Source organism: Huijunlia imazamoxiresistens (assembly GCF_037132455.1).
GTDB lineage: Bacteria > Bacteroidota > Bacteroidia > Chitinophagales > Chitinophagaceae > Flavisolibacter > Flavisolibacter imazamoxiresistens.
In genome coordinates this window covers 1-13,820 of record NZ_JBBBEI010000017.1, presented here as the reverse complement: position 1 = coordinate 13,820, position 13,820 = coordinate 1, and the positions used below count along the sequence as shown (strand labels likewise).

Annotated in this window: 9 protein-coding genes; 1 reads left to right on the top strand and 8 read right to left on the bottom strand. The window is 57.7% G+C overall.

All coding sequences use genetic code 11. The features are described 5' to 3' along the window. Positions 1-174: 174 nt before the first annotated feature. From V9K67_RS18690 to V9K67_RS18655, 8 genes are all read right to left on the bottom strand, one after another. Complete coding sequence (locus tag V9K67_RS18690; protein WP_336725103.1) at positions 175-3,465, bottom strand: glycoside hydrolase family 2 TIM barrel-domain containing protein; 3,291 nt, start codon at positions 3,463-3,465, stop codon at positions 175-177. Positions 3,466-3,557: 92 nt separating this feature from the next. Beyond that, complete coding sequence (locus tag V9K67_RS18685; RefSeq protein WP_336725101.1) at positions 3,558-5,744, bottom strand: alpha-L-rhamnosidase-related protein; 2,187 nt, start codon at positions 5,742-5,744, stop codon at positions 3,558-3,560. Positions 5,745-5,847: 103 nt separating this feature from the next. Further along, positions 5,848-7,440 carry a sodium:solute symporter family transporter gene (locus V9K67_RS18680; protein WP_336725099.1) on the bottom strand — a complete coding sequence of 531 codons (1,593 nt, stop codon included), beginning with the start codon at positions 7,438-7,440 and terminating at the stop codon, positions 5,848-5,850. Between the two features lie 78 nt (positions 7,441-7,518). Beyond that, on the bottom strand, positions 7,519-8,628 hold the full coding sequence (locus V9K67_RS18675) for a Gfo/Idh/MocA family protein (RefSeq protein WP_336725097.1): 1,110 nt from the start codon (positions 8,626-8,628) through the stop codon (positions 7,519-7,521). A gap of 75 nt (positions 8,629-8,703) precedes the next feature. Next, positions 8,704-9,441, bottom strand: a complete 738-nt coding sequence (locus tag V9K67_RS18670; RefSeq protein WP_336725096.1) for an L-rhamnose mutarotase — start codon at positions 9,439-9,441, stop codon at positions 8,704-8,706. 225 nt (positions 9,442-9,666) lie between these two features. Then, positions 9,667-10,572 carry a sugar phosphate isomerase/epimerase family protein gene (locus V9K67_RS18665; protein ID WP_336725094.1) on the bottom strand — a complete coding sequence of 302 codons (906 nt, stop codon included), beginning with the start codon at positions 10,570-10,572 and terminating at the stop codon, positions 9,667-9,669. A gap of 21 nt (positions 10,573-10,593) precedes the next feature. After that, positions 10,594-11,718 carry a Gfo/Idh/MocA family protein gene (locus V9K67_RS18660; RefSeq protein ID WP_336725092.1) on the bottom strand — a complete coding sequence of 375 codons (1,125 nt, stop codon included), beginning with the start codon at positions 11,716-11,718 and terminating at the stop codon, positions 10,594-10,596. A 45-nt stretch (positions 11,719-11,763) separates the two neighbouring features. Continuing rightward, a complete protein-coding gene (locus V9K67_RS18655) occupies positions 11,764-12,594 on the bottom strand; it encodes a phytanoyl-CoA dioxygenase family protein (RefSeq protein ID WP_336725090.1) in 831 nt (276 codons plus the stop codon). Positions 12,595-12,799: 205 nt separating this feature from the next. On the opposite strand from V9K67_RS18655, the gene V9K67_RS18650 reads away from it, so the two are divergent. Then, complete coding sequence (locus V9K67_RS18650; RefSeq protein ID WP_336725087.1) at positions 12,800-13,645, top strand: AraC family transcriptional regulator; 846 nt, start codon at positions 12,800-12,802, stop codon at positions 13,643-13,645. Positions 13,646-13,820: the final 175 nt, after the last annotated feature.

The window sequence follows — 13,820 nt, the reverse complement described above, 5'->3', positions numbered from 1 at the left end:
TCAAGTTAGTTTTGGCATTTTTTTAAATAATCAGTGTTCATTTTATAAGAGGTTTAAGTATTAAATATTTACACTTGCTGCTTATCGTTACCCTTGCAGCCAACCGGCAGCCGGCAAATAAAAAGCCCCGGAAGATCATCCTCCGGGGCTTTCCTGCAAATTATAAAAACCTTATTAAAACCGCACTTTCTTCCACTTCTCTCCTACTTCCTTTCCGCTAAAGGGAACGAGGTAGAATCCATAGCGGTAAGGCTTTGCCGGGATCTGGTATTGCTCCAGCGGGGCGGCCACCTCGCTCCAGGAGTCGTTGCCGCCAACGCCCATTTGTACCAGGTCGACGTTCAGGGTCAGGTAGCCGGCATCTTTGAGCTTGTTGGTGTGGCGGGCATTCTGGAGGTTCTCCTCGGTATAAGGCCAGGCACTCATGCTCAGCAACGAATCGGCCACCACCAGCAGGCCTTCGCTGCCCTTGCGGTCACCCAGCAGCATCCAGCGCACGTCGGTGCGGTTGCCGCTTTCCTGGGGCACTACGTAGGGCTCCATAAACTCCTCGATGGGCTGCGAATAGATGGCCGCGTCGAAGCCGTAGCGGCGGTCGATGTAGTTCTCCAGCTGGCCGCGTCCGTACCAGGTGAGCTGGTCGTAGGAACGTTTGATGCCGCCCTGCATGCCCACCTTCGGCAGGTTGGGCAGGCCGGCTTTGGGGTTCAGCCGGAAGTCCACCTTCAGCACGCCCTCGCCGGTAACGGTATAGACTACCTGCACCTGGGCGCTGTCGTTGATGAGGGTGTAGTCGCTGGTCAGGGTTACCTGGCCATTAGTGGCCGTGCCGGCAGCCAGGCGCTGCAGCTTCAGGCCGGGGTTGTACCACTGGGCCAGCTTGCGATGCGTCTTCCAGCCACGGCGGTCGTTATCGGTGAGGGGACGGCTGAAATGCGGCAGCAGGGGCTGGAACACCTGTTCCTTGCCTTGCCATTTGTACGAGCTCAGGGCGCCATTGGCTTTATCAAAGCTGATTTCAAACCCTTTCCCGGTGACGGTATACCCATTGCCGGCTTCTTTGATGGTCACGGCGCCGAAGTTTTTCTTCTCGCTTTTTGCCAGCGACAGCCCGGTAAGAGCGAACTGGTTGGAAGCCACCTCGTAGCCTTTGGGGGCCCAGGCTTCGTCCTGCGCCAGCGTGAAGTGGATATCGGCCAGGTACTCGCTGCCGCCCTTTGCCCTGGGCAGGAAGGCTGCAATGCTGATGGTGGTATCCCTACCGGCGGCAAGGGAAATCCGGGGCAGGTCCTTGCGGGTGATCACCTTCCCGTCCTCACGCACCACCAGGTACACATTGTAGGCGGACAGGTCCTTCGTCGCATGGCGGTTGGTCACTTTCACCCATCCTTTCGTCACATCGGCCAGGCTGCACTCCGCGCCCTGGAAGACGCGCTTGCACTCGAACATGGCGGCTTTGGGACGGCCGTCGGCAGCCACCACGCCCTTGATGGTAAAGTCGTCGAAATACTTCTCACCATAGTCGCCGCCGTAGGCGTAGAACGGTACCCCGGCCGAATCGCGCTTCAGCAGGCCCTGGTCCTTGAACTCCCAGATGGCGCCGCCGATAATGCGGGGTGTGGAGCGCCACTGGTCCCAGAATTCTTTGATGTTGCCGGCGGAGTTGCCCATGGCGTGCGCATACTCCACGAAGAAGATCGGGCGCTTGTCGCCGTTCTGCTGGTTTACCAGCAGCGGGGCGGTGTACAGCGCCGGGTACATGCGGGCCACGATATCAATGTAATACGCATCCCGGGGGTTCTGGGTGCGGTGCGAGTGGTCGTTGGGTTTCAGGTACCGCGAGTCGGAGGGATCGATATAACCTTCCAGTCGCGGGTTGCCCATGGCGGGCTCGTAGTGCACCGGTCGGGTGATGTCGAAATCGTGCAGCCACTCGGCCATGGCGGCGTGGTTGGGACCGCGGCCGGCCTCGTTGCCGAGGCTCCAGATGATGACGCTGGGATGGTTCTTGTCGCGCAGCGCCATGCGGTTGCTGCGTTCGAGGTAGGCATGCGTCCACATCGGGTCGTTCGACAGCTTCGAGCCCAGGCCGTGCGTCTCCAGGTTGGCCTCGTCGATCACCAGAATGCCGTACTGGTCGCAGAGGTCGTACAGGTAGGGATCGGAGGGATAGTGCGAGGTGCGGATGCAGTTGAAGTTGAAGCGCTTGATGGTGCGTACATCTTCCAGGATGTCGGCATGCGTGAGGGCCTTGCCCCGGGTGGGATGGTGGTCGGGGCGGTTGACGCCGTACAGGTAGGTGACCTTGCCATTGATCAGCAGCTTGCTGTCGTCCTTCGAGAACTCGATGCTGCGGAAGCCCACGCGGCAGCTTTTGGCTTCCATCAGGCGGCCCGTGCTGTCTTCCAGCGACAACACCAGGGTGTACAGGTTCGGCTCTTCGTCGCTCCACTTGTCGGGGTTGGACACCTTTGTTTCCAGCAGGCCGAATTTTACGTTATCGAGGCGGGGATAGATTTCGTTGATGATGGATTCTGCGGTGCGCTCCAGCGGCTTGTCCAGCACGGCCTTGCCGCTTTTGTCGTACAGCTGGGCCTTCAGGCGGTAGCCGGGCACCTGCTGTCCGGTCAGGTTTTCCAGGCGGGGGCGGATGCTCAGGACAGCGTCCTTGTATTGCTTGTCCAGCTTTGCCTGCCAGTGAAAGTCAGCGATGCGCAGCTTGGGTTCGGCCAGCAGCAGCACCTCGCGGTGGATGCCGCTCATGCGCCACTGGTCCTGGTCTTCCAGGAAGGCGCCGTCGCTCCAGCGGATCACCTGTACCGACACCACGTTCTCGCCGGCCTGCAGGTAGGGCGTAACGTTGAACTCGGAGGGCAGGAAGGAGTCTTCGCCATAGCCGAGGAACTTGCCATTTACCCAAACCTTAAAGCCCGAACCGACGCCGCCAAAATGCAACGTAACGTTCTGGTCCTTCCAGTCGGCGGGAACGGTAAAGCTGCGCTGGTAGCAGCCCATGCCGTTGTAGTCCTGCGGCACGTGGGGCGGGTTCACGGGCCGGAAGGGGTACACGGCGCTTTTGTAAATAGGCTTGTCGTAGCCCTGCATTTCCCAACTGCCGGGAACGGTGATCTTTTTCCAGCCCGCGCCGGATACGGGGCTTTTGTAAAAGTCTTTTGGAGCATCCGCGGGCTTCAGGGCAAAGGCAAAGTCCCAGTCGCCGTTGAGCGACTGCACGCGGCCGGTTTTGGTGCGGTCGCAGGTCAGGGCGTCCTTTTCGGTAGTAAAGGAATAAGCCGTAGCCCGCGAGGGGTCGCGGTTGATGCCGGTCACCAGCGGGTCTTCCCAGGGCTCCGTATGGTACACAGTGGGCACGTTGGGAATGGCTGCCGGCGTCTTGTCCACCAATTGGGCGAACAATACCGACGGCAGCAGGAAGGTTAAAACAAGCGAAACGAATTTATTCATTGAGCGATCTTTGGTTGTTTATAATGAAAAACTACAAGAGTTGCAATAACCCTTGTAGTTTCCGAAACGTTCATCCGAAAGCGTGAACTTTATTAAAGCGCACTGTAATTCACTACGTACTCTTTGCCTTTTTCCAGCGTAAGTTCATACTGGCTATTACCCTTGGCGGTGATAGTATTGCCTTTGGAGGAGGGCTTGCTCTTGCTGTAGAAACGCAGGGTGCCGGTGCCTTCGTCGCCTTTCACCTTGATTTGTTTGGTGCTGGCGTATACCGAGATATTGCCATTGGGCGTGGGCACTTTTCCTTCCATCCACTGCAGGCCGCCCAGCACGGGTTCCACGGTGTAGGTGCCGTAAGCAGGCGCAGTGGGCTTCACGCCCATGTAGTATTTGCCCAGCAGGTAAATGGGACTGGCACCCCAGGCATGGCACAGGCTCTTGCCGAAAGGACGGCCGTACATGGCGTAGTGCTCCGCTCCTTTTTTGGAGGGATTGTATTCTTCCCAGAACGAGGTGGCGCCCAGGTTGAGCATGCCGCCCCAGTAGTCCTTCATTTCTTTCAGGACGTACTTCTGCTCGCCCATGGCGCAAAGGGCTTCCAGCTCGTAAAAGCGCATATAAGGCGTCGTGATCTTCTGTACCTTGTCGTTCAGCAGCACGTTGGTCTTTACCGCCTGCTTCTGGCCCTGGTTCAGGTAATCAAAGAAGATGGCGAACATGTTGGCGTAGCGGGTCACGTTGTCGGTAGGCTTGCCGTCGATGCGGCTGTGCACCAGGGCACCCTTGGCCTCATTCCAGTAGGTCGACAGGAATTTGGACTTCAGGTCGGTAGCCAGCGAACCGTATTTGGCGGCGCCTTGCTGGTCACCGGCGATGCCGGCGCAGAGGGCCATGGTCTCGAGGCTGCGGCTGAAGAGCAGCTGCTCGAAGCTCACCTCGCCCTTCTTGCTCAGGCCTTCGGCCCAGTCGATAAACACCCAGTCGCCGGCCAGGCCTTCCATCATGCCGCTCTTGTTGCGGCGGGAAAGGCAGTAGTCCATCAGCGACTGCATGCGGGGGTAAAACTGTTTGATAAAGGACTGGTCACCGGTGTATTGGTAGTAGTCGTAAATGCCCAGGAACCAGTAGAAGGTGTAGTCCATGATGGTGTTGATGTGGCTGGTCACCGGGTCTTTTCCGCGCAGGGCCAGCAGGGTGCGGGTCACCGAGGGCGAGTCGAAGAACAGGTAATAGTTCATCAGGTAGCTCTGGTAGGCGTCGCCGCTCCAGATCCAGCGGTCCCGCTTGATGCCGTCGATGAAGAACTCGCGGGTATTCAGCTCCATGGTGTAGCGTGAAACGTCCCAGATCTTGTTGATCTGCTCGTCGGAGCAGCGGAACGAACCGCGGGTAGCCACGGGCAGGTATTCGTACAGCATCGATACCGAGTCGAAGGTGACGCCGTTTTCGGGCACCACGTTCACGTAGCGGAAGGCACGGGAACCATTGAAGGTCACATCGCCGGCCTGGGACTGGGCCACCGGCAGGCGGTCCACCAGCTCGCCGCCGGTTTTGGACAGCGCTTCTTCGGGCGATTCGCCAAAATAAAGGGTCACGGCACCGTTGCCTTTAAGGCCGTGCAGCTTCACGAAGCCAAAGGTTTCTTTACCGAAATCCACGAAGGTTTCCCCGCCTCTTTTCTCCGTTTTCACGGCAGGCTGGGGCTGGGTGGCCAGCTTGAATTGCGAGGGCGGCAGCTGGGGGTTGTCGAAGTTCCAGGAGGCCGCCTGTAAAAAGGTGGTGGCCGAAATGTCGGAGGTCTTGCCGGTCTCGTCGATCCACTCCTTGTCCTCGAAGGTCACCAGCCAGGTGGAGTCGGTAACCACGTTCTTTCCGCGAACGAAGATGGCGGGCACGCGGTCCTGGCAGAAGACCTTCAGGCTCAGCTTGTGCTTGCCGGCAGGGATGGAAATTTTCTGGGGGTAGCCGGAAAAGGCTTTCCCGTCCAGCTTCAAATTATATTGGCCTTCCACGAACACCTCGGCTTCCTCGGCGGCGGGCAGGTCAAAGTCTTTATGAAAATCAATGAGCACGTAGTGGTTATCGAGCTTCCAGAAGGGCGGGAAGAACGCCCCTCTTTCGGTGCGGCGGTTTTGCATGGCATTGCCCAGCCATACTTCAAAATCGCCGGGATACCAGATCCAGGTGGCTTTTTTCTGGGCATTCGCTTCGTTCACCAGGGCAGCCAGGAAAAATGCGACCGCCAGGCCTGTTTTTTTCAAAATGCGTCTATGATTCATTATGCTGTTTTAATAAAGTATCAAAGTTCAGTTCCTAAGTTCCTGAGTTTTTCGTTCGGCAACTCCCTAATTCCCAATTAACCAATTAACCAATTCCCCGCACCTAGTGCCCGTTGAAATATCCATACAAACTCACCATGGCCAGGATCAGCAGGGCCCAGGCGGTCCATACTCTCCGGGTGGGCTTGGGCAGGTGGGCGGCGCCCTGGGCTTCGGTGGTGTTCACTACCGGCGAGGGGTCCACGAGGGAAAGGATGATGGCGACCACCAACAAGAAGGCGAAAATATAAAAGGACAGCATCAGGTAGTGCGGCCAGAAATCGTATTCGCTCGGGGGCAGCACCCACAGGTACACGATGCCTACGCCCAGGCTGAAGGCGGAGCCGGCCGACAGGATGGTATTCACCGCCAGGCGGGTGGTGCGCTTCCAGAAAACGCTGAGCAGGAACACCACCGACAGCGGCGGCGCAATAAAGCCCAGTACCGACTGGAACACGTCGAACAGGTTCAGGCCCTTGATGCTGTCGATGGCCAGCGCCATGCCTACCGCAAACAGGCAGCCGCCGATAACGGTCAGGCGACCCGTACGCACGATGTCGGCGTTAGTGGCGTTGGGGTTGATCTTGCGGGCGTAGATGTCCATGGTAAACACGGTGCTCAGCGAGTTGAGCGACGAGCCGATGGTGCCCACCAGCACGGCGATCAGCACCACGATCACCAGGCCGTTCATACCGGGAGGGAACAGGTTGGTCACCATGGTCATGTAGGCCTCGTTGGGATCTTTCAGTCCCGGGAACAGGATATAGCAAAGAACGCCGGTCAGGATAAAGAGGGGCAGCGAGAGGATCTTCAGCCAGCCGATAAAGTTTACGCCCAGCTGGCCCTGCTCCAGGTTGCGGGCGCCCAGCACCGACTGCACCATGGCCTGGTCGGTACAAAAGAAGGCCACGGCGGCCACGGGATACCCCAGGAGGATGGCGTACCAGGGGTACTTGGGATCGGAGGCCGGCTGCACGAGGTTCCAGAAGTGACCCGGAACGGAATGATAGACCTCTGTCAGGCCGCCTACCTTGGAGATGCCCAGGATGGTCAGCGTCAGCGACACCAGGATCAGCAGGATCATCTGGAATACGTTTACCCGGGCAATGGCTTTCAGGCCGCCGGCAAAGGCGAACAGGCCGGCAAAGAGCACCAGCACGATCACCGACTGCCACATGGGAATGCCCAGGATCTGGCGCACCAGGAAGCCGCCGGCAAAGAGGCCCAGCGACAGCCAGGAAATGAGGATCTTGATCAGCGCATACCAGGCCAGGATGTTCTGGGTGGAGGAACCGTAGCGGTTGCCCATGAATTCCGGCATGGTGGTCACGTTGGCGGCCAGGTAGCGGGGGGCAAACACGATGGCCAGCAGGAACAGGAACACGAAGGCATACCAGTCGAAGTTGACGGCCACGATGCCGGTGCTGTAGCCGATGGCGGCAAAGGCCAGCAGCATGGAGGGCCCCACGTTGGTGCCCCACATGTTGAAGCCGATGCTCGACCAGCCCAGTGATTTGTTGGCGAGGAACAGCACCTCGTCGTCGTTTTTCTTTTTCGCAAAGGAGGCCCGGTAGCCGATGAAGACGAGGATGGCCAGGTAGGCCACCACGATGCTGTAGTCCAGTACCGTCAGGCGTTCGATAATGTTATTACCCATGGCAGGCTATTGTAATTTTCGATAAGGTGATTTGATAAAGAAGGGTGGCTGCCCCGCAGCCACCCTCCGAAAAACTTATTAAAGGGCTACCTGCGGCTGGGCGGCAGCGGACAGCAGCTCGCGGGAGAGGCCGTGTTGTTTCAGGATGTCGTCCACTTTTACCGGGGCGCCGGTTTTCAGCGAGTGGTCCATCGCCTGCAGCAGGGCCACGGTGCCGATGCCTTCGCGGATATCGGGAAAAGCGGTAAAATTCTGTTCGATGGAGTCGGCAAAGTATTCCAGGTAATTCTGGTATTCACCGGCGTGGTGGCTTTGCCCCTCGAAGCGGAAGTAGTGTTTCAGGGTGCTGTCGCCCCAGACGATGATCTTTTCCTCGCCGGTGCGGTCGGTGACGCTGTAGCGCAGCTCGTGGTAGTCGGCCTGGCTGGCGCCTTCGGTGCAGCGCAGGATGGTGCTCATGCCGCTGTCGCGCTGGGCCGGCTGCGTGGGGCCGGTATAAGCGCCGCTCACGCGGGCAATGCGGCCGTCGGCGGCTCGGAAGATGAAGTGCATGGTGTCTTCGTTTTTCAGGCCGGCTTTTTTACCGTTGCTGCTGATCATGCCGTAGCCCATCACCTCTTCGACGTCGGGCAGGTACCAGCGGATAAAGTCGGCGGGGTGGCTCAGGCCGCCGTACAGCCATTTGAAGGATTGCTGCAGCGACCAGCCTTTTTCCAAAAACCAGCGGTGGTCGGCATGGTACTGGGCTTCAATGGTAATGAGTTCTCCGAGCAGGCCGGCTTCGAAGTCGGCCCGCTGGCGCTTGGCCGGCTCGAAAAAGCGGGAGCTCTGGCCTACGAATACTTTTTTGCCCGACTGGTCGGCGATGTCCAGCAGCTCCTTGGCGCGGGAAAGGTCGTCGATAAAGGGCTTGGTACAGATGACGTGCTTGCCGTGCTGGAGGGCTTGCTGTACGTGGTCGGCGTGCAGGTGGTCGGGGGTGTAGATGGCGATGGCGTCGATGTCCGCATCGTTCAGCAGGTCGGCGTAATTCGTGGTATAGTGAGGAAAGTCGAATTCCTTGGCGCGCTGGCGGCAGAGTTCTTCCTTGGCATCACACATCGTTTTGAGGTGCCACTTATCGCTTTGCAGGGCGGCGGATATGGTGCTCCGTCCTTCGCCCAGTCCCAGAATTCCTAAAGTCAACATGGTAGGTAAATCGATTTTTGTTTATGGTAGTAGTGAATGGTCAATAATTTATCCTGGCTGATGCCCTCAAAAGAACTAGTGAACTTGTTTTAAAAAAACCCAGACCTCTCCGGGCTTTGTTCCGGAAATACCTTCCTGGTATTTTTTCATCAGGGCGTTCCAGTCGTCCACCCTCGGGTTGTTTTCCGTGGTTTTGGGGTTCAGCTCGTCCAAGCTTTCGCCTTTGGGAATGGAGATCACCAGCATCAGCTGGCGGCCGCTCTTAAACAGCAGCAGCTGCTGAAAAGAGGCCTTGCAAAAACCGTTGGATACTTCCGGCCACTGCTGGAACTGAGTGACGTGGTAGTCGAGGTATTCGCGCTGCAGGGCCGTATCCTTCACCAGGTTGGCGGTCAGCAGGATATGGTCCCACTCCCGGGCGGTGTTGGTATCGCCGCAGCGCTTCCGGTTGAATTCATAAAAGGGGTCGGTGTACAGCTTTATTTCCGCCTTGGGCAGGGCACGTGCCAGCTGGCTGCGCACCTCCTCGGGGTTGTTCAGGTTGCCGTACAGCACGGTATGGTTGTTCCACTGGAATACGTTCATGTGGGGCACGCCCAGTTGCCGGCAGGCGCTGAGCAAAGCCTCCGAAGCCATTTTGGAGCTGGCGGCGCTGGTTACTTCAATGAGCACGGGATCCTGGGCGGCGCCGGCGCCCTCGGGGCCTTCCGCCGAGCGACTGCTGCTCAGTACGTTGCAGGAAACAAACAGGCCGCTGAAAAAGATACAGAACAGGAAAAAGACCGGCCTCTTGTGATTTCTGGGTGAAAGCATATAGCTACAATCGGTTTTATTGCGGGGGATTTTAACCCCTTGAATTTGAGGCTGCATGATACACCGTTTTCAAAAATTGGCCAATAGCAGGTTTTACTAAGCTGATGGACAATTTTACTAAGCAGCCGCCCGGACGGCCCTTTTCCGGGGTTTTCCCATATAAAAAAAGAACCGCTTACCGGGCACAGAGCGGTAAGCGGATCTTTTTACTCCTATATAAATTAATCAGCAGCCGTTGACGAGGAGCTTCTCATCCAGGAAGCTCTTTGCCCGGGGCACGTCCGATTCGTCGAGGTGCTCGATGATGATGGGAATGTTGGGGTGCTGCTTGTGGAGCCGCTGCAGGTAGAGGTCGTAGTTCAACGCGCCCAGCCCCGGTGCGGGCAGCTCGATCTTGCCAACACCCCGCAGGGCGTGGGCCTCGCTGGCGTCGATCTCGGCCATCTGCACCTTGTGGCCGTTGACGGCCCGCTTTACGTCCTTGGCATGGGCGATCTTGATCTTATGTGACAGGGCGTTGAAGATCTGGTGCAGCGTTTGGTCCATCTGGTCGATATTGTGGTCCTCGAAATAATTGGTGGGATCCATCAGCAGGCCCAGGTGCGGGTCGGTGATATCGGCAAACAGCCGCAGGGTTTCTTCTACCGAGCCGATGACGTTGTTGACATAGGTTTCCACCAGGAACGTCACGCCCTGGGAGCGGGCAAAATTCACCAGGTCGCCGATCACTTCCACGCAATCGGCATACCCTTCCTCCAGCTTGTTTTTCGGGTGGTGTACCCAGTCGCTGTCGGGGTCGAAGGTGCCCGACTCGCTGATCACGTAGGGCGAGCCCAGCTCATTGGCATACCGGATCAGCTGCTTCAGGTGGGCCAGGTTAGCCTTGCGCTTCTCGGGATCGGGATGAACGAGGTTGGTATAACCCGATATACAGGAAATGGGCAGGTTGTAGCGCCGGAAGGTGTCGCGGATCTTTTTGCACTGGGCGGAGTTGATCTGGTCGGTGGCCAGGTCCATGTCCTTAAAGGTCACATCCAGCTGCACGGTATTGAAGTCCAGGTCGCGGATGCGTTTGGCGGTTTCCTCGAGGGTATAGGGAAAGTAACCGGTAAAGATTCCTACTTGTATCATAATGGTAGAGGCGTAAATCGTTTAAAGGATTGTTTTTTCCAAAAGAACTTCTTCGATGCTGACGGCGCGGTGCTGTTGATACGACAGGTAGCAGGCATCCACCAGCGCCATGGTTTTGAGGTTGTCGCGGCCGCTGATCTCGGGTTCGCGGTCTTCTTCCAGGGCACAAAGCAACTGGGCCATGGGTCCCACGAAGGCATCGGGGAACCAAACTTCCTTCCAGCGCGGCTTGAACCAGCAGCCCGGGTGCTGCAGCGTGGTAAAATCCAGGGTGCTGGGCGTGGGCTCGGGGTAGTTCGGCCAGCCGATGGTTCCTTTGGCCATGCCTTCGGTGCCCTCCACCCGCCAGTGGATGTAGTTGTCCTTTTCGGCTCCTTCGCGGTAAGGGCCGGCCCAGATGTCGTCCCAGGAGGAGGCGCGCATGCCGTTGGCATATTCAAGGATATACAGGGCGAGGCCGTCCTCGTGGCGGAAGTCTTTCTTGGTCCGGGGGTCCTCGCTTACACTGGTAAACACCCGCTCGGGATCACCGAACAGGAAGCGGAAGGCATCCAGGTGGTGGATGCTCATGGTGCGGAGGGTGGCCCAACCCAGGGCCTGCTGCCAGGGCATGAAGTGGGGCGTGGCCCGCATGTCGATGGAAGCAAAGACCGGGCGGCCCAGCAGGCCCTGGTCGAGCAGCGACTTGCAGCCGCGGATCGACTGGTCGTAGCGCATGTTCTGGTTCACCGCCAGCTTAATACCGGCGTCGGCGCACAGGCGCACGGCTTCTTTGGCTTCCTGCAGGTTGACGCCCAGGGGTTTTTGGGCCAGGATGCCGCGAATGTGTTTCTGCTGCACCGCCTCGCGGATCACTTCCAGTTGCGCCTGGGGCGGAACGGCGATGTCGAGGACGGTCACCGCGGGGTCTTTCAGCAGCTCGGCGTACGAGTCGTACACCTTTTTGATGCCATGGCGGTCGGCCACCGCCTGGCTGTTGGCCCGTGTGCGCGACGCGATGGCCACAGGGTTGAAGCCGGCCTGGCGGTACGCCACCAGGTGGCAGTCAGCCATAATAAAGCCGGAACCGATGCACCCGATGCCCACCTCTTTATTGCGGGGCAGCACGGGTAAATAATCAATTTTTAGGTCCAGGGAAACGTCCATGGGGGTCCAGTTTGTAGGATGGTGGAATAAATGGAGGGGTGGCGGTTATTTTACGTTCAGCGTGATCTCGTTTTCCTTCTGCAGGAAATCCGTGGCGGCGGAGAGGCCGGCGGGGGCGGATGCCAGGATGGCTTCATCCGGAACCACTTCCACGGGGGTGATGCAGGAAGTGTTCTTTTCGCGGAAGGGAACGTTGTGATCGAGGTTGTAGGCCGAGATCAGCGACCACCGGGGCTTGTCGGACAGGTTGGCGTCGGACATGTGCAGCAAGTTGCTGTGGAAGAACAGCACGTCGCCGGGTTCCAGTTCCACGTACACCCGCTCGCAGCGCTTGATGGCTTCTTCCACGAAGGGCATGTCGGCCCCCTGCTGTTCGCCGGCAAAGTTGTGTTCGAGCCGTCCCATCCTGTGCGAGCCTTTGAGCACCTGGAGGCAGCCGTTCTGGCGGTTGGCCTCGGTCAACGCCGTCATCACGCTGATGAGGGCATCGGGATAGAGGAAACCGTTCTTGTACCAGTAGCCGTAATCCTGGTGCCATTCCCAGGCGCCGCCTACGCGGGGCTCTTTCTGCATGATCTTGGAATGGAAGTGGCACACAGCGCCCTGGCCCAGCAGGCTCTGGACGGCGCCGACCATTTTTTCGCTGCGGGTCAGCAGGCCGAAGCTGTCGTCGCCGGGGGTAAACCACAGGGTCAGCTTGGTGCGTTTGCCGCTCTGGTCGTTCAGGTCGAAGGCGTTGTTGCGAATGGTGCTGTCGCCGGTGGCGATGCCGTACAAAAGGTTCACTTGTTCGCGGCTGAGGAAGTTTTTTATAATCAGGTAGCCGTCGGCAGCATACTGCTCCTGCTGGAGCGGAGTTAAGGGAGCGCAAGACATATCGTTATCGTTTTAGTGGGTTAAAGCTACCCTCCTGTCCCTTTTCCACCAACCAGTTTTCCGGCAAAAAAATAAAGTTTTTTGACATGAATTTTATAATTTACACCGCATAGCGTTCAAGGATGACAGCGCACTGTTTGGTTATCAATGCAGCGAAAGAAAGAACGCGATTCCCTCCTTCCTCTTTTTGATTACCCTCTTGCATATGAAACCCCAGATCCAGAAGCTGCCTCTTTCCGAGAATTCCTCCTTTACCGCCGACCGGTTCCTCACGCCCTGTTTTGAAACGCCCTGGCATTATCATTACGAATACGAGCTGGTGCTGATTTTATGTGGAAAGGGAAAACGCTTTGTCGGCAACCATGTGTCGGACTATGAAGAAGGAAACCTGACCTTCATTGGCCCCAACCTCCCCCACCTGTTCCGCAAGGAAGATCCCGCAATGCCCGGGGGTGCCCTGGTGATTCATTTCCGCAAGGAATTTTTAGGCGAACAATTTCCCTCCATCCCCGAAATGAAAAACCTGAATGCCTTGTTCCAGCGCTCCCTGATGGGACTGCACCTTACCGGGAAGACCCGCGAAGCCGCCGGCCGGCAGATGCAGGAGATCCTGGAGCTGCAGGGAATGGAACGGCTGATCGCCCTCCTGCGCCTGTTGTCGCTGCTGGCCAACACCCAGGAGTACGAGCTGCTCTCCAGCGCGGAAGTCCATGGCCAGAACCTCGAAGACAACGACCGCCTCAACCGGGTGTTCGATTACGTAATGACCCACTTCCGCGAAGACATCCAGCTGGAGCAGGTGGCGGAGATCGCTAACATGAGCTACTCGGGTTTTTGCCGCTATTTTAAAAACCGCACGAAGAAAAACTTTTCCTCCTTTGTCAACGAGATCCGCATTGGCTACGCCTGCAAGCGGCTGATGGAAAGCGACAGCAGCGTCAGCGATGTGGGCTATGATGCGGGTTTCAACAACCTGACCAACTTCAACGAGCATTTTAAAAAGATCGTCAAACTGACGCCCTACCAGTTTAAGTTGAAGAACAAGATGTAAGGGAGTTTACGCGTTTACGGGTTTATAAGTTTACGAGTTCGTTGGCGTAAAACCTCTCCCCCGCCCCGCCGGTGGCGGGGCGACCCCTCCCCACATAGGGCTACCGTTAGGACACATTAAAGGCTGAGCCTGGTTTGAAGAATGCAAGCAATGAAGATGGTTGCAAGAATAGAAT